The organism is Facklamia sp. HMSC062C11, from assembly GCF_001810675.1.
Lineage (GTDB): Bacteria > Bacillota > Bacilli > Lactobacillales > Aerococcaceae > Facklamia > Facklamia hominis.
On the sequence record NZ_KV802403.1, the window covers coordinates 167541 to 191721 of the forward strand.

At 31.2% G+C, this 24181-nt stretch carries 24 protein-coding genes and 3 pseudogenes; 23 read left to right on the forward strand and 4 right to left on the reverse strand.

The features are described 5' to 3' along the window. The first annotated feature begins 333 nt into the window (after positions 1–333). From HMPREF2758_RS06350 to HMPREF2758_RS06375, 8 genes and pseudogenes are all read left to right on the forward strand, one after another. A complete protein-coding gene (locus HMPREF2758_RS06350) occupies positions 334–921 on the forward strand; it encodes a type IV toxin-antitoxin system AbiEi family antitoxin domain-containing protein (protein WP_070609664.1) in 588 nt (195 codons plus the stop codon). Next, the gene (locus HMPREF2758_RS06355; protein ID WP_070609665.1) at positions 918–1760 is read left to right on the forward strand and encodes a nucleotidyl transferase AbiEii/AbiGii toxin family protein; all 843 of its coding nucleotides are present in this window, start codon (positions 918–920) and stop codon (positions 1758–1760) included. Before HMPREF2758_RS06350 ends, HMPREF2758_RS06355 begins: the two co-directional genes overlap by 4 nt. A gap of 75 nt (positions 1761–1835) precedes the next feature. Further along, positions 1836–2121: pseudogene (locus tag HMPREF2758_RS09035) on the forward strand (DNA-binding protein); the annotation flags it as partial. A gap of 135 nt (positions 2122–2256) precedes the next feature. Further along, positions 2257–2466, forward strand: coding sequence for a helix-turn-helix domain-containing protein (locus HMPREF2758_RS06360; RefSeq protein WP_036739084.1), 210 nt, complete (start codon positions 2257–2259; stop codon positions 2464–2466). Further along, complete coding sequence (locus tag HMPREF2758_RS09040; RefSeq protein WP_246823265.1) at positions 2463–3221, forward strand: SIR2 family protein; 759 nt, start codon at positions 2463–2465, stop codon at positions 3219–3221. Before HMPREF2758_RS06360 ends, HMPREF2758_RS09040 begins: the two co-directional genes overlap by 4 nt. Then, positions 3197–3925: a hypothetical protein gene (locus HMPREF2758_RS09045; RefSeq protein ID WP_246823266.1), complete on the forward strand. Its 729-nt coding sequence runs from the start codon at positions 3197–3199 to the stop codon at positions 3923–3925. Before HMPREF2758_RS09040 ends, HMPREF2758_RS09045 begins: the two co-directional genes overlap by 25 nt. 1 nt (position 3926) lies before the next feature. After that, positions 3927–4418, forward strand: a complete 492-nt coding sequence (locus HMPREF2758_RS06370) for a TIR domain-containing protein (protein ID WP_070609666.1) — start codon at positions 3927–3929, stop codon at positions 4416–4418. A gap of 309 nt (positions 4419–4727) precedes the next feature. Next, positions 4728–5771, forward strand: a complete 1044-nt coding sequence (locus tag HMPREF2758_RS06375; protein WP_148128887.1) for a toll/interleukin-1 receptor domain-containing protein — start codon at positions 4728–4730, stop codon at positions 5769–5771. 122 nt (positions 5772–5893) lie between these two features. Here the strand turns inward: HMPREF2758_RS06375 and HMPREF2758_RS06380 are convergent. Next, positions 5894–6154: pseudogene (locus HMPREF2758_RS06380) on the reverse strand (relaxase/mobilization nuclease domain-containing protein); the annotation flags it as partial. Between the two features lies 1 nt (position 6155). Continuing rightward, positions 6156–6512, reverse strand: coding sequence for a plasmid mobilization protein (mobC, locus tag HMPREF2758_RS06385; RefSeq protein WP_016648530.1), 357 nt, complete (start codon positions 6510–6512; stop codon positions 6156–6158). Positions 6513–6838: 326 nt separating this feature from the next. Here mobC and HMPREF2758_RS06390 point away from each other — a divergent pair, with 326 nt between their 5' ends. The 13 genes and pseudogenes from HMPREF2758_RS06390 (at position 6839) to HMPREF2758_RS08745 (ending at position 22359) form a co-directional block, all read left to right on the forward strand. Then, positions 6839–7810 carry a helix-turn-helix domain-containing protein gene (locus HMPREF2758_RS06390; protein ID WP_070609667.1) on the forward strand — a complete coding sequence of 324 codons (972 nt, stop codon included), beginning with the start codon at positions 6839–6841 and terminating at the stop codon, positions 7808–7810. A 156-nt stretch (positions 7811–7966) separates the two neighbouring features. Next, on the forward strand, positions 7967–8554 hold the full coding sequence (locus HMPREF2758_RS06395; RefSeq protein WP_070609668.1) for an MptD family putative ECF transporter S component: 588 nt from the start codon (positions 7967–7969) through the stop codon (positions 8552–8554). 17 nt (positions 8555–8571) lie between these two features. Further along, positions 8572–9246 carry an energy-coupling factor transporter transmembrane component T family protein gene (locus tag HMPREF2758_RS06400; protein ID WP_070609669.1) on the forward strand — a complete coding sequence of 225 codons (675 nt, stop codon included), beginning with the start codon at positions 8572–8574 and terminating at the stop codon, positions 9244–9246. Then, positions 9234–10741: pseudogene (locus HMPREF2758_RS06405) on the forward strand (ABC transporter ATP-binding protein). The gene HMPREF2758_RS06400 and the pseudogene HMPREF2758_RS06405 overlap by 13 nt, the downstream one beginning before the upstream one ends. A gap of 15 nt (positions 10742–10756) precedes the next feature. Next, entirely contained in the window at positions 10757–12469 is a 1713-nt protein-coding gene (locus tag HMPREF2758_RS06410; protein ID WP_070609670.1) for an ABC transporter ATP-binding protein, read from the forward strand. Further along, the gene (locus HMPREF2758_RS06415) at positions 12470–14215 is read left to right on the forward strand and encodes an ABC transporter ATP-binding protein (RefSeq protein WP_016648523.1); all 1746 of its coding nucleotides are present in this window, start codon (positions 12470–12472) and stop codon (positions 14213–14215) included. 21 nt (positions 14216–14236) lie between these two features. Beyond that, on the forward strand, positions 14237–15589 hold the full coding sequence (locus HMPREF2758_RS06420; protein ID WP_070609671.1) for an MATE family efflux transporter: 1353 nt from the start codon (positions 14237–14239) through the stop codon (positions 15587–15589). A gap of 300 nt (positions 15590–15889) precedes the next feature. Further along, the gene (locus tag HMPREF2758_RS08930; protein WP_004838640.1) at positions 15890–16027 is read left to right on the forward strand and encodes a hypothetical protein; all 138 of its coding nucleotides are present in this window, start codon (positions 15890–15892) and stop codon (positions 16025–16027) included. 55 nt (positions 16028–16082) lie between these two features. Further along, positions 16083–17966 carry a recombinase family protein gene (locus tag HMPREF2758_RS06425; RefSeq protein ID WP_016648521.1) on the forward strand — a complete coding sequence of 628 codons (1884 nt, stop codon included), beginning with the start codon at positions 16083–16085 and terminating at the stop codon, positions 17964–17966. 1085 nt (positions 17967–19051) lie between these two features. After that, positions 19052–19420 (forward strand): ArsR/SmtB family transcription factor, encoded by a 369-nt coding sequence (locus HMPREF2758_RS06430; protein WP_016648520.1) that lies wholly within the window; start codon positions 19052–19054, stop codon positions 19418–19420. 160 nt (positions 19421–19580) lie between these two features. Further along, positions 19581–19802 (forward strand): cation transporter, encoded by a 222-nt coding sequence (locus HMPREF2758_RS09130; RefSeq protein WP_016648519.1) that lies wholly within the window; start codon positions 19581–19583, stop codon positions 19800–19802. A gap of 15 nt (positions 19803–19817) precedes the next feature. Next, a complete protein-coding gene (locus HMPREF2758_RS06440) occupies positions 19818–21662 on the forward strand; it encodes a heavy metal translocating P-type ATPase (RefSeq protein ID WP_016648518.1) in 1845 nt (614 codons plus the stop codon). Positions 21663–22116: 454 nt separating this feature from the next. Continuing rightward, positions 22117–22359, forward strand: a complete 243-nt coding sequence (locus HMPREF2758_RS08745) for a hypothetical protein (RefSeq protein ID WP_129752993.1) — start codon at positions 22117–22119, stop codon at positions 22357–22359. A 107-nt stretch (positions 22360–22466) separates the two neighbouring features. Here HMPREF2758_RS08745 and HMPREF2758_RS08750 read toward each other — a convergent pair whose 3' ends face one another. Both HMPREF2758_RS08750 and HMPREF2758_RS06450 read right to left on the reverse strand, forming a co-directional pair. Beyond that, complete coding sequence (locus tag HMPREF2758_RS08750) at positions 22467–22736, reverse strand: type II toxin-antitoxin system RelE/ParE family toxin (RefSeq protein WP_231285861.1); 270 nt, start codon at positions 22734–22736, stop codon at positions 22467–22469. Further along, positions 22699–22962, reverse strand: coding sequence for a type II toxin-antitoxin system Phd/YefM family antitoxin (locus tag HMPREF2758_RS06450; protein WP_006908624.1), 264 nt, complete (start codon positions 22960–22962; stop codon positions 22699–22701). Before HMPREF2758_RS06450 ends, HMPREF2758_RS08750 begins: the two co-directional genes overlap by 38 nt. Before the next feature lie 311 nt (positions 22963–23273). Here HMPREF2758_RS06450 and HMPREF2758_RS06455 point away from each other — a divergent pair, with 311 nt between their 5' ends. Then, entirely contained in the window at positions 23274–23600 is a 327-nt protein-coding gene (locus tag HMPREF2758_RS06455; protein ID WP_070609672.1) for a hypothetical protein, read from the forward strand. A gap of 6 nt (positions 23601–23606) precedes the next feature. Next, a complete protein-coding gene (locus HMPREF2758_RS06460) occupies positions 23607–23798 on the forward strand; it encodes a helix-turn-helix transcriptional regulator (protein WP_040444638.1) in 192 nt (63 codons plus the stop codon). Positions 23799–24181: the final 383 nt, after the last annotated feature.

Genomic DNA, 24181 nt, shown 5'->3' on the forward strand with positions numbered 1-24181 from the left:
ACAAGAGTAGCTTAAAAGGCTGCTCTTTTTTTACTAAAAAGTAGGTACATATAAATTTTAAATATTACTAATAATACAAAATCTGATCTCTGAAATCAGAAGTCCAGACTTCCAAAAATCGGAATTCAAGAACTCCGAATAACAGATTTCTAGAAATCCGAAAATCGGAGAGTAACTATAATAATATTAGTAATATTGAGTTAAGAAAGAATAATTTTAGAAAGGGAGTAAGGATTCGTTACATCCTTTTCAAAATATGAAACATTCACAAGCCGACTTTACATATTCGCTTTTATAACATATAATAAAAGCGTAAACGAGAGGAGGCGGACTATGAATACACTTAAAGAATATATCCAAGAAAATTTAGTAATCACCAACAAAGAAGCAGAAGAACTTGGATATACTAGGCATAATCTATCAGAATTAACAAAAATCGGACAATTAGAAAGATTAAGACCAGGTCTATATCAATTAAAAGGAAAAGTAATAGACGATTTTGTTTTAATATCATCAAATAGTAATCGAATTATATTTTCACATCAAACAGCCCTCTATCTCCACGACCTATCAGATAGAACTCCAAATGTATTTCATATATCTGTGCCCCAAGGATATAATGCAAGCCATATCAAAAAAAGATATGATGATCTACAAGTTCACTATGTAAAAAAAGACTTATACGAACTAGGAAAGACAGAAATAAAATCACCACAAGGCAACCTTATTCCAGTTTACGATATAGATCGAACAATTTGCGATATCATAATAGACAGAGAAAAAATAGATAAGCAAATTTTTACAGAAGCCATAAAAAGATACTTTAAATCACAAAATAAAAATCTAAGACGACTCATAAAATACAGTAGATTATTTAAAATAGAAAATGAAATTAGAAAATACATGGAGGTATTATCGTGATTAATATCGAGAGTATAAAGGGCAAGATAAGAAGCATGGCAGAGAAGAAAAATCTAAAGTCACAAGAAGTTCTGCAAATATATTTCTTCGAAAGATTTTTAGAAAGGCTATCCAAATCAAATTACAAAAATAATTTTGTAATAAAAGGAGGATTCCTAATATCTTCCTTAATTGGAATTGAAAATAGAACAACTATGGATATGGACACAACCATAAAAGGCATACCCCTAAAAGAAGAAAAAATAAAAGAAATCGTAAATGAAATTATAAATATAGATGTCGATGATGGAATAAGATTTGAAATAAAAGACATTAGTTATATTAGGGAAGAGGACGAGTACGAGAACTTTAGAATATCACTAATAGCAAATGTTGGAAAGACCAAAAACCCGATGAAACTAGACCTAACAACAGGAGATGCAATAACGCCAAGGGAAATAGAATATACTTATCCCTGTATCTTTAGCCAAGAAGATATAAAAATAATGGCATATCCATTAGAAACAATTCTCGCAGAAAAATATGAAACCATAATCAGAAGAAATATAACAACAACACGAATGAGAGACTTTTACGACCTATACACCCTCTACAAATTAAAAAAAGATGAGATAGATTATAAAATTTTAAAAGAAGCAATAGAAAGAACTTCCGACAAAAGAGGAAGTCAGGAGATAATGAAAGACTATGAGGAAATAATCGAGGACATAAAAGAAGATTCATACCAAAGATCCTTGTGGGAAGTATATCTCAGTGAAAATAAGTATATTGGAGATCTGACCTTTGATAAGGTTGTTGATGTAGTGATAACTATTTCAAATAGGGTTAGTGAGATATAATATTCCAGACACTGTCTGGAAATTTATAGACAAAAAAATATTAGGTAAAAGAGAAGTGGAATTATTTTACTTCTTTTTTATTTTGCATTAAAGGATTTAAAATTAAATAAATTTTATGCCAATTGCTTAGCCTTGTAGATGAGACAAGAGATTTATATAGCTTAAAGACAAGAGAATTTAATAAAATCTTTTGACTTGTAAAAAAACAAAAATTGATAACAAAGTAAAAGAACATAAGCATGTTTGTATTTTGTTTTCTAAACTTTTAAAATCAAAAGAACAAGTAAAGAGTCAAGATAAAGATTAAAAGACCATATTAGAGCAAATAAAAAGCTTTAAGACAGATGAAAAAACTAAGTAAATTAAGAAATATTATAGCGAATGTACAGAGAGATAAAATCGGCCGTCTTTAGGCTGCACTGATTTTTTATTTAATAAAACTATGATATAATATATGAAGGAAAAATTCAATTATATGAATATTAAGGATGATATTATGAAAATAAACTATAATGGATTATGGAAACTTTTGATAGATAAAAATATGAACAAAAAAGATTTGCAGGAGAAGGTTGGTATTGCTCCAGCGACGATAGCAAAGATGGGAAAAGGCGAATTTGTTAGTATGGAAATTTTATACAGAATATGTATTTCTCTAGATACTGATTTTGGGGAACTAATTTCTATTGCGGAGGAGAATAATTGAACAATATAATTAAGAAAAAAGAATTGATTGAAATTGTTGAACAGGCATTGTATAGTGATGAATTAGCGATTTTTGCTGGCGCAGGACTTTCTATAAATGCTGGATACTATAATTGGGAAAAGTTATTAGAAAAACCTGCAAAGGAGTTGGAATTAGATATATCAAAAGAAAAGCATGATTTGATTTCTTTGGCTCAATTTTATTGTAATAAAAAGAAAAGAAGTGCTATTAATGAACTTTTATCAGCTTCATTTCCCTCTAATAAAAAACCTACGGAAAACCATAATATATTATCACAGCTTCCAATTTCTACATATTGGACAACAAATTTTGATACGTTAATTGAAGACGCCTTGAAAGAAAATAATAAAAATGTTTCTGTCAGAAAGGATGATAAGGATTTACAGCTTTCATATAAAAATTATGATGCAGTTGTATATAAAATGCATGGAGATATTCAAAGTCCATCTGATGCAGTAATAACTAGAGATGATTACGAAGAATATGGAATTAATAGTAGAAAATTATTTAGAGATGTTTTAGAAGGAACATTGCTGACAAAGACTTTTTTATTTTTAGGATTCAGTTTTAGTGATCCTAATTTTAATTTTGTACTTAGTAAAATGAGAGTTTTGCTGGGAGATGATAACAGACCACATTATTATATATTAAAAAAATTGCTGAACCTAATAGGAACAAGTTTGAAGACGAAAAAGAATATACAAAAGCAATGGACGAATACAAATATGATTTAATTAAACAAAGCCTACAGATTGCTGATTTAGACAGATATGGAATAAAAATATGCTTAATTGATAGTTATGAAGAAATCACGGAGATATTAAAAATCATATTAAATAGGTATAAAAGAAAAACTGTGTTTATTTCTGGAAGTGCAGAAACTTACACTCCATTAGATGCACAAGAAGCTAAGGAGTTTATCAGGAAACTATCTTTTGAACTTGTTAAGAACGGATATAAAGTTGTTAATGGATATGGATTAGGTGTGGGGACTTATGTAATAAATGGAATCACTGAATATTGTTATGATCACAGGGACATTAAAATTGAAGATAGCTTAAAACTGATGCCTTTCCCATTAAGTGCAATAAATAGTGAGCAACTTAGGACAACTTGGGAAAAATATAGAGATGAAATGATTTCTCAATGTGGTATAGCAATTTATATGTTTGGTAATAAACAAAAGGATGGAGAAATTATTAAAGCTGATGGTGTAAAACAAGAATTTAATATTGCTGAATCATATCAATTAGTGAATATACCATTAGCATTTACTGGGTTTATATCTCAGGAATTATATTCTGAAAATAGTGATATGGTTAAAAATATTTTAAATGATGAAGAAATTCAGTATATTACTAAATTTTGTGATATAGACACTAATGTTGATGCAATAATTAAAATAATAAATAGACTTAACAGTAAGGAGGAATGTTAATATGGCAAGAAGAGTATTTTTTAGTTTTCATTATGATGAGGATATCAATAGATCGATGATAGTAAGAAATAGTTGGGTTACTCAAGGCAAAGAAGCTGCAGGTTTTATCGATAAGGCGGAATTTGAAAAAATTAAAAGGAATGGTGAAAATGCTGTTTGCAAATGGATAGATAAGCAACTAGAAGGAACTTCAATTACTATAGTCCTAATTGGTAAAGAAACATTAAACCGTCCATTTGTCCAATATGAAATAATAAAAAGCATCGAAAGAGGAAATGCAATAATTGGGATTCATATACATAATCTTAGAGATATGATAACTCAAAGGACAACAGTAAAGGGTAATCCACATACTATTATTGGATATTATAATGATGGTACACCTGCGTATTTTGACTATATTTGTGATGATTTGTATGACTATTTGGAAGACAATGGATATTATAATTTGGGAAGTTGGATTGAAAAAGCAGCACTAAAAAAAGGAAAATAACTGTGTAAGTTGATAAAAACATCAACGTGATGGGTTATGAAAAAGAATAAGTGTAACTGAAAAGGAAATGAGCATCTAGAATATATTCATATATAACTTAGTTCGATGAGTGAGAGTAATATTATTCAGGAAAAAAGTAAAGTCAGGACATTATGTTATGATAAAATATAAAAACAAAAAATCTATAATACCACTTTCAAGTTGGATAAAAGAGTAATTGGTTATGGGAAAAACAGCAAGACAATTCAATAAATATATATTGATTACAAAAAGAAATTTAAAAAGTCAATTCAACAAGTTTTGAAGTTAATGCCATATACTTTTTCAGACGATGATATTGTTAATACATTTAAAGAGTTATATCCACATTTGTGGGATGATTTGAATAAACAGTATAATTTTTGGCATAACAAAAATATGGTTCTACTTAAGTATGGGAAAAAAAGCAGATATAATTTTAGAAAACCTTATAATTTTATTTTAGATTGTTCTTTTCATAGTGTGAAAAAACTTAGAAAAGATAAGAATAGAATTATTTTGGGAAAAGATGATATGGAAAATTTAAAGAATGAAAAAAAGCAGATATCAAAATCCAAATTTGATAAAAGAAAACAAAAAGTTGACGGCACATTAAGATTTATTCAAGAAATAGAACCACAATATACATCGTTTTTTATAGATAAATATTTTAAAACCTATGACTTGCATCAAAAATTAGAGATAATGAGAGAACTTTCAAAATATAAATCATCAAATATTACGGAGTTTTTTTATAAGGTTAATTCATGTACAAGAAATTTTTCTTTAAAAGAAGAAGCCCAAAACTACATTCAATCTATTGGATTACCATTTATGTTAAGACGTAAGAAAAAAGGAAAGAAAAATTATATTGATAACGAAATTGTAAAAAACAATTCAGGTCCTGAAGTTTTAAAACAGAGACTGTACGTAGATGATTTAGAGAAGGTAAAAAGATTTGATGTTTTTATATCTCATAACTCTAATGACATGAATCAAATAGTTGAATTTTATAAAACCCTAAATACAAAAGGATATGTGGCGTATATAGACTGGGTTAATGATAAATACGATTTGAAACGAGAATGGTGTAATGCTTCAACATCAGAAATTATTAAACTAAGAATACATCAGAGTAAGATTTTTATAATTTTTTTAACAGAATTAACTTTTAAATCACAATGGTGTCCATGGGAACTTGGGTATGCAGACGCTTTGGATAAAAAAATTTATGTTTATAATTCACCCAATTTAAAAAATGAAGATATTCCTATTTTCTATAAAGGTTACACTGAAATAAAAAGTGTTGATGAAATTATTATAGAAAATTATTGAACTAATATAAATTGCGTTAATGTAAGGGAGATGGCTATCTTTCCATCTCCTTATATATGTAGATTCTATAGATCTTTCATATTAGATAAAGCTCACATGTATTAGATTTTGTAAAAAGCACCCTTACATAATTCCATTCCAATTTCGTGAGCTTTTATAGGGTCAACCTCTCCTGGTAGAAAAGATTGAATTAAATGTCTAGCCAAAACTGTACCTTTAGTATCATTATCTTCTCGTGTTTTCATAAATTGAATATGGGCAGTAGATGGATGACATTTGAATGAAGATACCAAGATTTTTTCATTAGTTTTTTCACTCTTAGTTATATAATCTATTGCCAAATTTAGAGTTGACTTTATAGGATGTATTTTTGTAATCGCCATACTAATCACCAGAACTTTCTTTTGATTTATTAAGAAGTTGGGAATGGATCTGCCAAATTTCTCTCGATAATTTTTCTATCTGTTTATTCATTGATTCAATTTCATTTTTGTAAATAACACCAGTTGTATTAGTAGCTTTTGCAATCTGATTTATATTATTTGTTGCATTTGAAAGTAGCCATTGTAGGTTTCTGAATGGTTCTAGGTCTACAACATAAATCTCTTTTTCCAATACGCATTTTCTAAGAAAGTGAGACATAGTTTTACAATTAGCAAGTTTCATTTTCTTTTCAAAAACTTCTTTTTCTTCTTTAGTTAGTTTTATTTCTATTCTTTCATTTCTAAATCTATTTGCCATTTTATTCTCCTTTATAAAATATATTTCGGGGTCTTAGGGTTCTCCCTAACAAGGTAAAAATTAAAAAAATGGAGCATTCCATAAAGGTTTGCTCCATTAATTTTTTCGTAAGTGTCCGTACACTTACTGTGCTTGCTATTAAAGTTATTAGCGTTAAGCGTGTTATTTAATTACTATCATTATACCATAAAATTGAAATGTTTGTATCTAATAGAAAAGCTTAAAATATAGATGTACGATTAATATGCTATAGTGTATTTTTAGTATAAAATCTAATTTTTGGGTATAATTTAATTAATTATTATGATGCATTAGGAGGTAGAGTTTTGGAATTAAATCATGAAGATATTATAGAAAATGTACTTGAAGGATATATTTTTTCTGAAAAAAAGGTTAATGATGAATGTAAAATTTATACAATTGAAAATTCTACTGGCTGTGGCGAAATGCGTTGCTACAATTTATTTGAAGGTGTTCAATTATCTTATAATAATCTAAATATGGAGACAGCATATCAAAAAATAAATCCTAAAAGCGGGGTTTTAAAAATAGATCATTGCTTAGAGGGATGTTATGAGTTTAAACTTGAAAATAATGAACGTGCTCTGATAGGTAAAGGTGATCTAAGTGTAATCGAAATAGGTAAAGTTCCTTTTGAAGATTCATGCATACCAACAAAAAAATATGTGGGACTTTCAATATTTATTGATATTGAAAAGGCACAAAAATCTATTGATAAATACTTTCCGTATGCAAAAATTGATTTGTTAGAAATAAAAGATCGTTTGTGTAAAAATGGTGCAGCTTTAATTATTCATTCACGTCATGAGATAGACCATGTTATTAGTGAACTTTATAGAGTAGATTCTAGAATAAGACTTTCTTATTCAATTATAAAAACAATAGAGTTGTTATTATTTTTAAATTTATTTGAAAGTTCAGATACTTTTAAGTTAACATCTTTTTCAGAACCAGTATATAAAGCAACTGTAGAATCATATAAGACGATTCTAAATAATCCTTTTGAAAGATATTCTATTTCTGATTTATCAAAAAAATATGCTATTTCAGAATCCAGTTTGAAGAGATGTTTCATATACATAACTGGAAGCTCAATAGGTAATTTTATTAGGGAAAATTGTTTAGAAGCCGCTGCTAAATTATTAATTCATAAACCCTTAATGTCAATAGGAGAGATTTCTGATTTGTCAGGATATTTGAATCCTAGTAAATTTTCTGAGTCATTCAAAAAACATTTTGGGCAAACTCCTCAAGAATATAGAAAAAAATCCGTCTGACCTTTTTAGAGCAAATAAAGAGCTGTCAGGTTATAAAGAAAATATCCATCTTACTTTATAATAAAGTTGAGATGGATATTTTTTTTGTAAATATTCTCTATACACATTCTATGTACATTTTATTAATTAACAGAGGTGTTTTATGAACAATAAAAAATGACTACAAAAGATGTAGTAACAGTAGCTATTATGATTGCTTTATTTTATGCAATATCTATTGTTATTGGAATGAGTATGGTTGCTGTTCCGGTTGTATATATTTATGGTACTGCTGGAATTGAAATGTTTATAGGAGCTATTTTCTACTTAGTAGCAGCTAACAGACTTAATAAACATGGGCTATTATTTATATGGATATTAATTTATGGTCTTATCACAGCAGCTATGGGTTATGTGTTTATGCTTCCATATTTTATTGGACTTGCTATTTTGTGTGAAATAGTAATGATAGGCAAAGACACTTATATAAATCCAATAAGAAATATGATTGGCTGGAGTGTTTATGGTGCTGGTATGTTCATGGGAATAGGAGTTCCATGTTGGATAGCTTGGGAATCTTATCAAAAGCAAGCTTTAGAGAGTGGGTTTGCAGATAAGACATTAACATTGCAATATAATTTGGTATCTTCACCAAAACTACTATTATTAGGTGTAACAATAACCGTTATATTATCTGCTTTAGGTGTTTTGTTTGCACAAAAAATTCTTAAAAAGCACTTTAAAAAGGCGGGTATTTTAGAGTAAATGGAGATATATGGGAAATGAAAATAGAAAAAATAAGTGGAATAACTTGTCTTTTTTTAACTATAATTTCCTGTATGGTGTCAATATTTACAAAAAGTTACTATATGCATGCTCTGTTTGTAGGATGGCTTTGTATGCTTTTAGCATATTTTGGTTTTATCAAGCAGAGCATTATTTATTTTATGATATATAGTTTTACTACATTTTGGTTATTAAAAATGATACCTAGTGGTGTAGTTATAATTTCTCCAATGCTTTTGGGAATGTTGTATAAATTCATAGTTCCAATCATGGCAGGATTTTTAACTTTTAAGATACCATCAGGAAAATTAATTTCAATATTTCACAAATTAATGTTGCCACGAAATTTTGTACTTGTATTAACGGTAATTATTCGATTTGTACCAACAATTGCTGGAGAATTTAGAACAATAAAAGAAGCTATGAAAGTAAGGGGATTTACAGGTAACTTCTTTCATATTTTATCAAATCCTTTGAGGACTCTTGAATATGCCATAGTTCCTTTAATTTTTCGTTCTATAAAAGTAGGAGATGAATTATCAGCAGCAGCGATTGTTAGAGGAATTGAAAACCCAATAAAAAGGGATTCATATTATAGCAACAAGTTGTGTAAATTAGACATAATTATAATAACTGCAAGCTTTGTTTTATTTATATTATGTCTTATATGAGAGGTGCACCATTGAATAATAAAGTGGAAATTAGAAAATTATCTTTTTCGTATAATAGCAATAAAGATGAACAGTTGAAAGATATAAATTTAGACATTAAAGATGGTGAATGTTGTGTAATTATAGGGGAGTCTGGATGTGGAAAGTCTACTTTAACAAGAACTATAAATGGCTTGATTCCAAATTTTTACGAAGGAAATTTAGATGGAGAAGTATTTGTTGACGGCAAATCTATTAGAAATTTAAAATCCTGGGAAATAGCAAAGTTAGTCGGTAATGTATTTTAAGATCCTAGAAGCCAATTTTTTGCCAATGAAGTTAATGGAGAAATTGCATTTGGACCGGAAAATTTGGGATATAAGCGTGATGAAATAATAAGAAGAGTAAATGAATCAAGTGAGAAAATGAATATTGATAAATTGTTAAATAATAGGATATACAATTTATCCTATGGAATTAGGCAAAAAGTAGCAATTTGTTCAGCGAGAGCTATCGAACCATCTATATATGTATTTGATGAACCATCTGCAAATCTTGATTTGAAATCAATATATAAATTTTCAAAACTTATAATGGACTTAAAAAACGAAGGGAAAACTATAGTAATTGTTGAGCATAGGTTATTTTATTTAAAAGGAATAGCTGATAGGTATTTATTGATACAAAATGGATCTTTAACAAATAGTTATAAAGCAGAAGAATTTGAAAAAATTAGTTCAAAAGACTTAAATGCATTGGGCTTACGCTCAATAAATCTTGATGATATTGTTGTAGATGACCACAAAGTTAAAGAAAAAGAAATTAGTAGTGACAATTCTTTTGATTTTGAGGTGAAAAATATTTGTAAAAAATATAAAAATAATTTCGTACTAAAAGATGTGTCACTTAAATTTGCTAGCAATGAGACTATTGCTTTAGTAGGAATAAATGGAACAGGTAAAAGTACACTCGGTAAAATTTATTCTGGGATTCAAAATCAGACTGATGGAGCAATAAAGATAAATGGACTCAAAGCTAATAAAAAGATGAGGTTAAGCAAAGTGTGGTATATTCCTCAAGATTTAGACTCTCAATTATTTGGGGAAGATTTGATGGATGAATTATTAACTGGGTTAAAAAATAGAGAAGATTATATCACGAAAGCAGAGGAACTTTTAAAAAAGTTGGATTATTTGATATAAGAGATAAGCATCCAGCAACTTTATCAGGTGGTCAAAAACAAAGATTGGTTCTATGCGTAGCTATGTTGAGAGAAACACCTTTTATTATATTGGATGAGCCGACATCAGGGCTTGATTTCAGGAGTATGGATAAGGTGGGGAGATTAATCAAAGAGGAACAAAAAAAAGGAACAAAATTTTTGATAATTTCTCATGATATTGAATTTATAGCAAAGACGTGTGATAGACTTGTAAAACTAGAGAATGGGATAATAACAGAAGATTTTTATATTGATAATATAGGACAGCTGTTAAGAGCTATGGAGGCTAAATAATTTAGGAGGTGCGTAATGGAAGTTTTAAAAAAGCATATAGGACAAATTTTATCATCAGTTATTATTGCAGTAATTGGTGTTTTTTGTAGTGTTGTACCATATTTTGCTTTAGCTAAGATTACTCAAAATATAGCAATTAGTAATACAGATTTAGAATTCTATATAAGACCAATTTTGCTTATTTTAGGTGGGTTAATAGGAAGTGTTATTTTTCATGAGATTTCAACTTTAATTTCTCACAATTTAGCATTTCGCATAATAGAGGACGAGAGGAAGAAACTTGTAAGAAAAATTAATAGATTATCAATGGGAGAGATTGAAAAACGATCTAGTGGAGAATGGACTCAGTTTATGGTAGAAACTTTGAATAAAATTGAGCAACCGATAGCTCATGTTATTCCTGAAGTAATAGCTAATCTTATCATTCCAATCGCTTTAGTAGTTATTGTTTTTATTATAGATTGGAGAATTGGAATTGCAAATCTTATAACCTTACCTCTAGGGGTGTTATTTTCAATTCTAATGATGGGCGGATATGAAGAAAAATCACGAAATTATCAAGAAGCCGCAAAAAACATGAATACAACAGCTGTTGAATATATTAGAGGAATTCAAGTTATAAAGGCATTCAATAAATCTGCATCATCATATGGAAAATTTGTTGATGCTGTAAATAGCAATAGAGACAGTATGCTAAATTGGTATTTAAGTGTTTGTTTCTATATGACAGCAGCAATGGAAGTTTTACCATCAACTTTATTATTTGTTTTACCAACTTCTTTATACTTGTATATGAATGGAAGTATTGAAGTAGGCAATCTAATAATGTGTGTTTTATTATCTTATGCCTGCTACAAACCTTTGATTAAAGCTATGAGTCATATGGATACTATGGCGAATGTAAGAGTTGTAATAGATGAAATAAAAAATGTTATGGAGTTACCAGAGTTAGAACGAGGTAATGGAGAGGAAAAAATAAGATCATACGATATTAATTTTGAAAATGTATGTTTTGCCTATAATGATAAGAAAAAAGTTTTTGATAACTTATCCTTTAGTGCAAAAGAAAATAAACTTACAGCTATTGTTGGTTATTCTGGCGGTGGAAAATCCACTATTGCTAAGCTAATTGCGGGATATTGGAATATTAATAAAGGAAAAATATCCGTAGGAAATGTAAATCTTAAAGATGTTTCTCTTGAAAAGAACATGGAACTTGTAACCTATGTATCACAAGAAAATTATCTATTTAGAAAAAGTATTATAGATAATATGAGAATGGCAAATCAAAATGCTAGTATTGAAGAGATAAAAGACGCTTGTAAAAAAGCTTCTTGTCATGACTTTATTATGAGTCTTCCTAATGGATATGAAACCATAATTGGAGAATCTGGGAGCAACTTGTCTGGAGGAGAGAGACAAAGACTTACAATAGCAAGAGCTTTGCTTAAAGATAGCCCAATAGTTTTATTAGACGAAGCTACAGCATATTCTGATCCAGATAATGAAGCTGAAATTCAAAAATCTATAGATGCATTAGTTGAAAATAAAACGGTTATTATGATTGCTCATAGGCTTTCTACAATAATAGGAGCCGATAAGATCATAGTATTAAACAATGGGGAAATTGAAGCAGAAGGAACTCATAAAGAACTTCTTGGAAAAAGTGAAACATATGCAAAAATGTGGAAATCACACATAAGTTTATCAAACGATAGGGGTGAGTAAATGAAAGAATTAATTCACAAGTTATATTGGGTAGCTGGAAAAGAATCTTCCAAAATTAGCAAGATGTTTTTCTTTGAAGTATTAAAAAGTATATTTGAAGGAATATCCCTTGGAGCTACAATGTTGCTTTTACTTAAAATATTTCAAAATATATTTGAAGGAAGAAATATTACACAAGAAGACATCTATGTCGTATTTGCAATAGCTCTACTAAGTGTAGTAGGGAAAATATTATCTAGTTATATGGCTGATAGAAATAAATACATCGCAACTTACAATATGGGAGCAGAAAATAGGCTATATATAGGTGATCAGCTAAAAAAAGTGAATATGGGATATTTTAGCAGTAATCGCCTTGGAAACATTTCAGGCGGATTAACCACAGTTATAGGTGAACTTGAAACCGTAGGAGTTAATATAATAGAAACTTTATTTGTGGGAGTAATTCAAACTATAATAATGGCGATATTTATGATTCCGTTTGATATAGTTACAGGTTCTATAATTTTAGGAACTTTATTCTTAGGAATGTTATGCAATGTTATCTTTCAAAAGAAATCAGACGAGCTGACTAAAAAATTACAAGCTTTAAAAATAAATCTAAATGCATCTACTTTGGAGTATGTTAAAGGTATTAGTGTTATTAAATCATTTGGAAAAAGTGGTGAAATGACTAAAGAATTGGATAGAGAGATTTATAAAAATAGAAGAGGTTTTATAAATGTTGAAAAAACTGTAGCACCTGCTGCTTTGATATTTCTAATTATATTTAAATTGGGGATTTGTCTTATTATATTTTCAGCTATTTACAGGTTTTGCATAGGAGAAATTGATCACTATAAAGCTGTAATGCTTGTAGTGTCTAGTTTTATTGTTTTTTCTGGTTTTGAAATGGCTGGAAGTATGCAAAACGTTAGAGGAATAGCTATACAAAACTTGGATTCAATTGCTAAACTTAGGAATTTACCAACAATTTCAGAAGGCACAAGAACAAGCTTTGAAAAAGGAGATATAAATCTAAAGGACGTTGACTTCTCATATGACGAACAGAACTTATTTAACCGTTTAAATTTAGATATTCCAAAAGGTAAGACTACAGCAATTGTAGGTGGTTCTGGAAGTGGAAAAACAACACTTTGTAATTTGATAGCTAGATTTTGGGATGTAGATTCTGGAGAAATATTGATTGATGATAATAACATAAAAGATTTTAGGTATGACAATCTGTTATCTAATTTCACTTTTGTTTTTCAAGACGTCTATTTATTTGATGACACTATAAAAAACAACATTAAGTTCGGAAATCCAGAAGCTAGTGATGAGGAAGTTATTAATGTTGCTAAGCAAGCACAGTGTCATGAATTTATTATGAAGTTGTCAGATGGTTATGACACAGTTTTACAAGAGGGTGGTTCAAATTTATCTGGAGGAGAGCGTCAGAGAATATCTATAGCAAGAGCTATGCTAAAACCAAGCAGAATTATTATTCTTGACGAAGCTACTTCAAGTGTAGATCCAGAAAATGAACAACAACTTATAACTGCTTTAAACAATTTGTTAAAAGATAAAACTGTAATTGTGATTGCACATAAACTTGAAACTATTAAAAATGCTGATCAAATTGTTGTTATGGATAAAGGAAATATTGAAAGTATTGGTAAACATAAAGAGCTTATGGAAAAATCACACATATACAAGAGTTTTATTGAGAAAAGAGAAAAAGCTACTGGTTGGAAAATTGAATAAAATTTAATAGAGGATGATTTTATGAAACAAGATATGAAAGAACAATTATTAACAAAAAGACCCATAGATTTACTTTTTCAATTATCTGTCCCTGCTGTAATAGGAATGATAGTAATAGGTCTTTATCCACTAATGGATGGAATTTTTGCAGGAAATATTATAGGACAAACTGCAATGACAGCTTGTGGTGTAGCTATGCCACTTACCTTTTTTAATAGTGGAGTATCTACACTCATAGGTGTAGGTTCAGCATCAGTTTTATCAAGAGCTATAGGAAAGGGTGACCAAAAAACAGTTGATAAAATTATGGGGAATTTAATCTTTTGGGTTATCCTATTCTCATCAATTATTACAATAGGCGGAATTTTACTTGCACCACATTTTTTAGATATGGTTGGAGCAAGTGGAGAAATTAAAGAATATGGTATCAGATATTTACGAGTGATTTTCATTGGCTCTTTATTTGTAAACTTTACTCAATCAGCAAACATGGTTATGCGTGGAGAAGGATTAATGAAAAAAGCAATGCTCATTATGGGGCTAGGGGCTTTTTTAAACATAATTCTTGATCCAATTCTAATGAAATTAATGGGAAAATACGCAATAGAAGGGGCTGCACTTGCAACTATTACAGCACAATTTGTTCAAGCGATAATAACACTCCATTACTTCAAATATAAAAGTAAAGCGGTAAAAATAAATAAAATCAAACCTGATCAGGAAATAAAAAAAGAAATGTTTGGCGTAGGGTCATCTGCTATGATGATGCAAATTTTATTTATGATTCAACAAACAATGCTATATAAAATGTCATTTAAATATGGCGGAGATACAAATGCTATCTTGATGGCAGCAACACTTAGAATATATGCCTTTTCATTCATTCCACTTTGGGGAATGAGTCAAGGTTTACAACCTGTAGTTGGTACAAATTTTGGAGCGAAAAAATACGACAGAGTAAAAGAAGCTATGAAAGTATTTTCTATCGGAGGATTAGTTCTTGCATCAATATTTTGGATACCAGCATTAGCATTTTCAAAGAATATTCTTTCTTTATTTGGAGTAGAAGAAAGTATTATAACTCAGGGAATAGGAAACTTTAGACTATTTTATTCTATCTTTATCCTATATGGAGTAATGGTAATGACTATAACATTCTTCCAATCAATAGGAAACGCTAAAAAAGCCGGCATAATAGTAATGCTAAGACAGTTATTTTTATTCGTACCTGCCATGATTATTTTACCAATGATATTTGGAGTTAAAGCAGTATGGTTTGCAGAACCCCTTGTAGATTTAATTATGATAATAGCTGGTGTAGTAATGATGTTTGGGGAATTAAATAGGATGGATAAAATTAGTTTGAAAAACTAAATACAAATAACAATCGAAAGAGTTTCTTTCATTTTAGAGGATTTATGCCTAGTAGCATAAGTCCTCATTTTTTTATGCTCAAATTAATCATTAAAACTCAAAAATACTATAAAAAATAAAAATTCAGGTTACCAAAGAGGGCAAATTTCACTTTATAAAGTGAGGGGTGTTTTATCATCTTTCTATAAAAATCAAAATACTTTGAAGTGTGAATATTCTTGAAATTGATTATGTGAGATTAGCATATTTCAAATTTAATCCACTTATCAAGGTAAAAAAATAATTTACATAGGAGGTAAAATGCAAGCAATAAAGATTTATAGTATGAGAGTTGCTATGTTATGTAGACTTTATGATCTTAAATTAATTAATGATAAGGAATATACAAAAATAAAAAATAGAATAGAAAATGATTATAAAAAGAGAGATAGAAAGTAGTTAATCTTGTGATATAATAACACTGTAGAAAGATACAAAATGGGAAGGAGGTAAAATGAATACTAAAGTAAAATTAATAAAAGCTTCAAATACAGGAGCTAGAAATAGAAATGCACTACATTTAGATTTAAAACGAGTTGCAGCATATTGTCGAGTTAGCACTGATAGTAAAGACCAACTTGAATCATATAAATCGCAAGTTGATTATTACACAAATCTAATAAAAAATAATAAGAACTGGACTCTGGCTGGTATATATGCAGATGAAGCAACAACAGGTACAACTGCAACTAAAAGAGTAGATTTCATGAGACTAATTAGCGATTGCCAAAATGGAGATATAGACATGATAATTACTAAATCTATATCAAGATTTGCTAGAAATACATTAGATACCTTAAAGTATGTAAGACTATTAAAGGAAAACAATGTTGGTGTAGTATTTGAAGAAGAAAATATAGATACTTTGACAATGGATGGAGAGCTATTACTAACAATATTAAGTTCAGTAGCTCAACAAGAAGTAGAAAATACCTCAGCCCATGTAAAAAAAGGACTGAAAATGAAAATGGAAAAAGGGGAGCTTATTGGCTTTCAAGGTTGCCTTGGATATGATTATGACCCTATAACAAAAAGCATCTCTATAAATGAAGAAGAAGCTAAAATTGTCAGATACATCTTTAAAAGATATTTAGAGGGCAATGGAGGGTCAGTTATTGGCAGGGAACTAGAAGAGCAAGGATATCTCACCCCGAGAGGTAAAACAAAATGGTCTGATACTACAGTGTTAGGAATAATTAAAAATGAAAAGTATATTGGGGATATACTAATGGGAAAGACCTTCACAGTTGATCCCATAACAAAAAGAAGACTAGCAAATTTTGGAGAATCTGACAAATATCACATCGAAAATCATCACGAGCCAATTATATCAAGAGATGATTTTGAAAAGGCACAAGAGATTAGACTCAGGAGAGCACAAAACAGAAACACTATTGCTAACAAGGATAGGAAGAGAGAAAAACTATCAAGACAATACGCTTTTTCAAGTATGCTGGAATGTGGATTTTGTGGAGAAATACTTTCAAGAAGAACTTGGCACACTAGTTCAATTTACAAAAAAATTAATTGGCAGTGTGTAAGGTCAACTAAAAAAGGTAAAAAATATTGTCCTCATTCAAAAGGAATACAAGAAGCAGCAATAGAAAAAGCTTTTGTTGAAAGCTATAGGCAATTATGCCATGCAGATTCAACAGTAATAGATGACTTTTTAAAAATTGTAGAAGAAGAAATAAATGATAATACTTTAGTCAAAGATTTAAAAAAGTTAGAAAACCAATTAAACAGAATCATTAGTCAAGAAAGAAAGTTAGTTGATCTTCATTTAGAAGATAGTATAGACGAAGAAGTTTATGCTAAAAAATATAAAAAACTTACAAAACAAAGAGAAGAATTACTTGATGAAAAGAAAACACTAGAGCTAACTATCAAAGATGAAAACTCTATTAAAGAAAGACTAAAGCAATTTAAAAAGGTCTTAGAAAACAAAGAAATTATAGAGGAATTTAACAGAACAGTATTTGAAAGCATAGTTGATAAAGTTGTGGTGGGTAGAATTGACAAAGACGGAACAGTTCATCCATATGATTTAACATTCTATTTCAAAACAGGAGTTAAAGATAGTCAAGATTCTAATAACTTTAAAGATAAAAGAAAAAATGCCAAAGACAATGACATTAATAAATTGTGTTCCTACAAGAATGACGAGGATAAAAAATTATGTTCCCAATCAAAAGACAACGCATGTCGAAGCAGTGACACTGCTTGTGAAGGCACGTTAGCGACTGAAGAAGCAGCTGTCCTGTCCGTGCACGGATTGCCCAAGAATGACGAGCGAAGCGAGGAAATGATTGGATGCAATCGGCTGCTGAGACAGTAGCATGGATGCAAAAGGTAAAGGAGTAATATATTGTTATATCAGCTTTTTGAATGTGTTAGTCATATTCAGAGGGCTGATTTTTTAAGTTTAGTTGTTATGAAAACAGATAAAAGTAGGTGTGAAACTTAAAAATACCGAGTAATCTGCGAAAACTGATCTACGTCTGAAGGGTCTTTACTCATCAATAGAGTTCTATTAGAGTATATTATTTGAGTCTATGGTATAATATCTTGTATGCGTAGATAATATTAATTTTTGGAGATATAATGATATGGATCATCTCCAGATATTCAATAAAGATTGTATTAATTTCTTAGCCTCACTAAAAGCGAGGGCTGTTGATTTAATATTAACTGATCCCCCTACAACGTAGGCAAATTTGTAAGAAAAAAGAGATGTAAACTTTCATTCATATCGTTCGAACCACTTTTAAAAATCAATTTGGGACGCTCATGACTACTTAAAATGGACAGATTTGAGGCATAATTTTTTTAAAGAATCAGCACGAATATTAAAAAAGGGTGGGTCCTTAGTAACTTATAGAGTGACCCCAAATAGTTGGACCAAAGAGATGAACACAATTTTGTGCTTGTCTCTTTTTTGACTTAAAGAGAAATCCATAAGCCACCTGTATTTTTCTATAACAGTAGGACTTTATACGAATATAAACCGCCCATTAAGAGTTAGTCGCTCTTGATGGGCGTTTTTTTGTATCATCGATGACAGGAGTGATATCTTGGCGATCTTCAAAAATATTGTGAATAAACTGATGGATCCGGACCTGACCGCAGGGGGGAGGGAATAACTTGTTCGATGAAGCGATTAAGAAACTGAGAACTTAAACGAAGGCCAAGTTCCTATTTTTGAAAATTTATTCAAAGAAATGCTAGGCAAGATGGTACCGAAAAAAGGATACCACCAATGCCTGGGTCGATCTTTTGAGAAAATTCAAAAGAATATAAAAATATTTGAACAAATGATCATATATCGCTTGACATAATTTACAAATACCAATATAATATCACTATAACGTATGAACACTTGTTCAATTATATGGATGAAATGATTAAAAAGGAGGAGATTCGATGACTGAAAAACTTACTTCCATTGAAAGATGTGAATACAATGCCATTCACGAAGACATTATCAATCAAGTGAGAGATAAGATGCCTCAAGAAAAAAGCCTTTCGGACCTAGCAGAATTATTTAAAGTATTTGGAGATTTAACACGAATTAGGATCTTGTGGGCTTTACATGAAGCTGAAATGTGTGTATGTGATATCGCCGTATTACTTAACATGACACAATCGGCAATTTCCCATCAGCTGAGAGTCTTGAAACAAACGAATTTAGTAAAAAACAGAAAAGCAGGCAAAGTGGTCTATTATTCACTCGTTGATGACCATGTAAGGGAAATCTTTGACCAAGGGCTCATACATACCTCCGAGAGGTAGTCATTCGAGAAGTAGTCATGGGCTCGAACAGGATGTTCTTGGAAGATTATTGGGCAGGGATTCGAGGCCTTATAGCCAATGATTCATGCGTCAGGAAATTTCGAACAAGACTGGGAGTATTCAAAATAAAATGATAAATAATATTTAGGAGGCTATAATCATGAAAAAGAAATTTATTTTAGATGGTTTAGATTGTGCAAATTGTGCTGCAAAGATGGAGCAAGCGATCAATGAACTTGATGGCGTGAGAAAAGCCACCGTTAACTTTATGACCACAAAACTGGTCATTGATGGTGAAGAGGAAAAAATGCCAACCATCATAGCAGAAGCCGAAAAAATAGTTAAAAAATTTGAACCGGACACTAGGATGAAGAAGGCGTAAGGGAGGTCATTCAGGATGAAAAAGCGACTCTGGCGAATCATCATAGCTGCTTTCTTATTTACGATCGCACTGTTGATGGAATTAAATAATGAATGGCTACAGATCGCTCTCTTTGTGATAAGTTACATTGTAGTCGGCGGAGATGTTTTAAAAAGAGCGGTTAAAAATATGAATCGAGGTCAAGTTTTTGATGAGAACTTTCTAATGAGTGTCGCAACCATTGGGGCCATGCTCATCGGTGAGTTTCCTGAAGCTGTGGCAGTGATGCTCTTTTATCAAGTGGGCGAACTCTTTCAAAGCTATGCCGTTGGCAAGTCGAGAAAGTCAATTGCAAGCCTGATGGAAATTCGACCAGATTATGCCAATGTCAAAAAGGGCGATGAAATCATCAAAGTTGATCCTGATGAAGTACAAATTGGAGATATTATTGTCATAACAGCAGGAGAAAAAATTCCACTTGATGGTAAGGTCATTGATGGAAGTTCAATGCTTGATACATCGGCACTTACTGGTGAATCGGTCCCTCGTGAAGTCGAAGTAGGAAGTGATATCCTGAGTGGTTCCATCAATATTAATGGCGTTATTACAGCTGAGGTTACCAAGGAATTTGAAGAATCTACGGTAAGCAAAATTCTTGATTTAGTTGAGAATGCAAGCAGTAAAAAATCCAACTCGGAACAATTTATTACGAAGTTTGCGAGATATTACACGCCGGCTGTGGTGATAATGGCAGTATTGCTAGCGGTTATACCGCCTCTTATGATAAAGGGTGCGACTTTTAGTGATTGGATCTATCGAGCGCTAGCATTCCTTGTGGTATCTTGTCCATGTGCTTTAGTGATTTCGATTCCCTTAAGCTTCTTCGGGGGAATCGGTGGAGCTTCAAAAGAAGGTATTTTAGTTAAAGGCAGTAACTACCTCGAAGCCTTATCTCAAACTGAGATTGCTGTCTTTGATAAAACAGGGACCCTCACGAAAGGTGTCTTTAATGTACAGGAAATTCATCCACAAGGAGTTTCCAAGGAAGAGCTACTCGAGTTAACGGCGTATGCCGAGAGCTATTCGAATCATCCGATTTCACTTTCTCTAAAAGAAGCATATGGTAAGGACATAGACCATCAACGTATTTCTGATGTCGAAGAGCTATCTGGACATGGTGTGACGGCAACCGTCGATGGCCAAAAGGTGATAGCAGGGAATATTAAACTGATGAAGATGATGGATATCCCTTATTTTGAGGGGGAATTGATTGGAACGGTCGTGCATGTGGCTGTTGATAACAAATATATTGGTTACATTGTCATAGCCGATGAGTTAAAGCCAGATGCAAAACAGGCCATCAGGGAACTTAAGGATGCGGATATTAAACAATTAGTCATGTTGACTGGTGATAATCAAAGTGTTGGGACGAAAGTTGCTAAAGAGCTGGGTCTTGATCAAGTTTATTCAGAACTATTACCAGCAGATAAAGTTGAAAAATTAGAAGAATTAATTACGCAAAAATCTCAAAATGGTAAACTTGCTTTTGTTGGTGACGGCATAAATGATGCCCCTGTATTAGCGCGTGCAGACATTGGAATTGCAATGGGAGGGCTGGGTTCTGATGCAGCCATTGAAGCTGCGGATATTGTCATTATGACGGATGAGCCATCAAAAATTGCTACTGCAATAAATATTTCTAAAAAGACACTAAAAATTGCCAATCAAAACATAGTTGTTGCCATTGGCATAAAAATATTGGTGCTTATTTTGAGTGCTTTAGGAATAACTACTATGTGGTCAGCGATCTTTGCCGATGTCGGTGTCACGATCCTTGCAGTATTAAATGCATTTAGAGCTTTGAACGTAAAGAATCTATAAATCTTTCTCCGATATACCCCATGAGTGAAGTCGATCGATATTTGGCGACTCCATCATGGGGTATTCGAATTAAATAACGATGATTAAACGCAAGATGAGGGTCGCCGCTCTTAAGTGCTTCTAGCCTAGGCTTCTGCCGGGATCTGTTTGTTTAAGATGTTTCGAGTTTTGACTGAAGAGAGGAGAGCTTCCTTGGGAAAGTCGGCTTGAGGTTCAATGAATTGTCGTTGACCGTGACCTTCAAGGTCCCCTGCTCTTCTGCAGCATGTGGGGGGTGAATTTTCTGGGTAAGATAATGAGTTGCACCCTTTATAACAAGCCTTCATTCTAGGTCAGCAGATTAATAACAAACTACACCATATTAATTTTTTATGAAATCTAGCGATGAAGGTCACATCCAATATAAGTCCTTTTCCTAAACAAAAAAACGCTGTCTTCAACGACAGAAGATACCTTGATAAAAATGCTAGACCTATCGGAACAAATCAATCAATATATTGATCGAGTGGTGGATTTGAAAAAAGAAATCAATGAGGCCATCATAGCTCTAGGGAGCGAGGAAGAAAAGACCATTCTAGAGAAGCGTTACGTCTGTTTTATCGTTTGGGAACAGATTGCTTTAGACATGGGTTATAGTTTGCAGAACTGCTTCAAGATTTATAAACGAGCCTTATCAAACACTGAAGTCACTAGCTAATGAAAAAAGCTCTTATCATAGCGATAGGAGCTTTATCTTTTATAGATGAGAATCTAAGTGTCGTTTGCTGTAAAGTATACGGCGGATTTCCATGACGGAATCAATAATCACATAGAAAATAGAGTAGTTTCCAACTCGGATGACGTAATACGGATGTTTTCTTTTTTTTGACTTAAGAAAGGTTGGAAGCTAAGAGGATAGTTAGTTCGCTCCTCAATAGCTTTATGAACATTTTCTACAAATTTCATTGCTGCCGATGGATTGGGCAGCGTTAAAGCAATGTAATCGACAATTTGATTTAAATCTTCCTCAAAGCTTGGAAGAATACGAATTTGATAGTTAGCTATGCTGATTAATGCGCTCCTTGACTTGTTCAATCAGCTCTTCGAGGCTATACCTTGTCTCTGTGGAAGCTGCTAAGTGATCCGCTTCATCAAGGTTGCTTTCAATGTCTTGGGTCATAGATTCGTATTGATCGATGCTCATTAATACCATTGTGCCGTAGCCATTTTTAGTTAAAAAGACAGGACGTCCAGATTCAATAACTTCTTCTTCGACTTCAGGAAATTTATTTCTTAGATCTGAAACAGGACGAATATTCATAAGAAGACCTCCTTTTTTAGTTATCATAATTCTATCGTTAAACTATCAATAAGACAAGCGTTCATAAAAAATACCTCCACGTATGTGTTTCATTCATGATAATACTGGAGTAGAAAAAATTAAGATTATTCAGGTGTGAAGCTTTACATTGATAGGGTGAAAGTGGAAATGATATTAGTAATTTAGCTTATGAGACAAGAGAGATTTTAGATATATAAACTTAACTTTGATTCAAATGTCAAAAGTATTTGACACATGTTTTCTAAGGGAATATAATAATATCAAAAGAATTTGACATTAGGAGGGTAATTATGAATACGATAAGCTTTATTGAGTCTAATCAAAAAATGGTTTTAGGAATCCTTTGGTTATTTCTTGTTGCATCATTGATTTGCACTTTCCTTATGATAGTGATACTAATTAAAAAAGGAGACGAGAGAAAGGGATATATTGTAAAAAAATCAGCCTTAAGTGCTTTAGTCGTTGGGATAATTGTTCTTCTTATCAATATAATTTGGAATATTTTCTTTGAGCAAAATTCTAGAATTGGCTTTGAAGCGAGTCCAATCATTTATATTGGCATCGTATCGATCACCTTTAATGTGTCATATCTAATTAATATGAGAAAATTTGGATGATAAGAAATGAAAAATAACATAAAAGAAATTAGAACAAAGAAGCGTTTATATCAACAAGAATTGGCTGATATCTGTGGAGTCAGTAGGCAAACAGTGAATGCTATTGAAAATAATAAGTATGATCCAACGCTTGAACTTGCTTTCAAATTGGCTTCTGCACTTGATACAACCGTAGATAATTTGTTCATCTATCAATAAAAATAAGTCAACTTTTATTAATCAGCTGTGACATAAGTCCATATAGCGTTAGCTTCGTAGCGATAACAATGGCTCTTAAGATTATTATTAAAATCTTAGGAGCCATTGTTTTATTGGAAAAATACCTTATGGGAAACGACCAATAGCAAAACCCGTAAGGGGGAGTGGAAAGGGGAGTTATTATGAAGAAAAATAAAAGTAATGTTTAAATCTAGCATTAAAAGTGATATCAATAACTAGCGGATCCGTAAAAGTTCTATTTTTAATAAAAGCGATAATGGTATACTAGAAGCATAATGATTGGGTTATAGACTCAATTTATGGATAGATGGATGCTATAAATATTTTAATCGATTTTAAAGGTTGATACATGAGGGGTTAGA

Coding starts and splice junctions, on each gene's coding strand:
- HMPREF2758_RS06375 (WP_148128887.1), top strand. CDS start 4,728: ATGCCATATACTTTTTCAGACGATGATATTGTTAATACATTTAAAGAG.
- mobC (WP_016648530.1), bottom strand. CDS start 6,512: ATGGCAAATAGATTTAGAAATGAAAGAATAGAAATAAAACTAACTAAA.
- HMPREF2758_RS06420 (WP_070609671.1), top strand. CDS start 14,237: ATGAAACAAGATATGAAAGAACAATTATTAACAAAAAGACCCATAGAT.
- HMPREF2758_RS06450 (WP_006908624.1), bottom strand. CDS start 22,962: ATGAATATTCGTCCTGTTTCAGATCTAAGAAATAAATTTCCTGAAGTC.
- HMPREF2758_RS06370 (WP_070609666.1), top strand. CDS start 3,927: ATGGCAAGAAGAGTATTTTTTAGTTTTCATTATGATGAGGATATCAAT.
- HMPREF2758_RS06425 (WP_016648521.1), top strand. CDS start 16,083: ATGAATACTAAAGTAAAATTAATAAAAGCTTCAAATACAGGAGCTAGA.
- HMPREF2758_RS06455 (WP_070609672.1), top strand. CDS start 23,274: ATGAATACGATAAGCTTTATTGAGTCTAATCAAAAAATGGTTTTAGGA.
- HMPREF2758_RS06440 (WP_016648518.1), top strand. CDS start 19,818: ATGAAAAAGCGACTCTGGCGAATCATCATAGCTGCTTTCTTATTTACG.
- HMPREF2758_RS09130 (WP_016648519.1), top strand. CDS start 19,581: ATGAAAAAGAAATTTATTTTAGATGGTTTAGATTGTGCAAATTGTGCT.
- HMPREF2758_RS06430 (WP_016648520.1), top strand. CDS start 19,052: ATGACTGAAAAACTTACTTCCATTGAAAGATGTGAATACAATGCCATT.
- HMPREF2758_RS09045 (WP_246823266.1), top strand. CDS start 3,197: ATGGACGAATACAAATATGATTTAATTAAACAAAGCCTACAGATTGCT.
- HMPREF2758_RS06350 (WP_070609664.1), top strand. CDS start 334: ATGAATACACTTAAAGAATATATCCAAGAAAATTTAGTAATCACCAAC.
- HMPREF2758_RS06360 (WP_036739084.1), top strand. CDS start 2,257: ATGAAAATAAACTATAATGGATTATGGAAACTTTTGATAGATAAAAAT.
- HMPREF2758_RS06460 (WP_040444638.1), top strand. CDS start 23,607: ATGAAAAATAACATAAAAGAAATTAGAACAAAGAAGCGTTTATATCAA.
- HMPREF2758_RS08930 (WP_004838640.1), top strand. CDS start 15,890: ATGCAAGCAATAAAGATTTATAGTATGAGAGTTGCTATGTTATGTAGA.
- HMPREF2758_RS06395 (WP_070609668.1), top strand. CDS start 7,967: ATGACTACAAAAGATGTAGTAACAGTAGCTATTATGATTGCTTTATTT.
- HMPREF2758_RS06400 (WP_070609669.1), top strand. CDS start 8,572: ATGAAAATAGAAAAAATAAGTGGAATAACTTGTCTTTTTTTAACTATA.
- HMPREF2758_RS06410 (WP_070609670.1), top strand. CDS start 10,757: ATGGAAGTTTTAAAAAAGCATATAGGACAAATTTTATCATCAGTTATT.
- HMPREF2758_RS06415 (WP_016648523.1), top strand. CDS start 12,470: ATGAAAGAATTAATTCACAAGTTATATTGGGTAGCTGGAAAAGAATCT.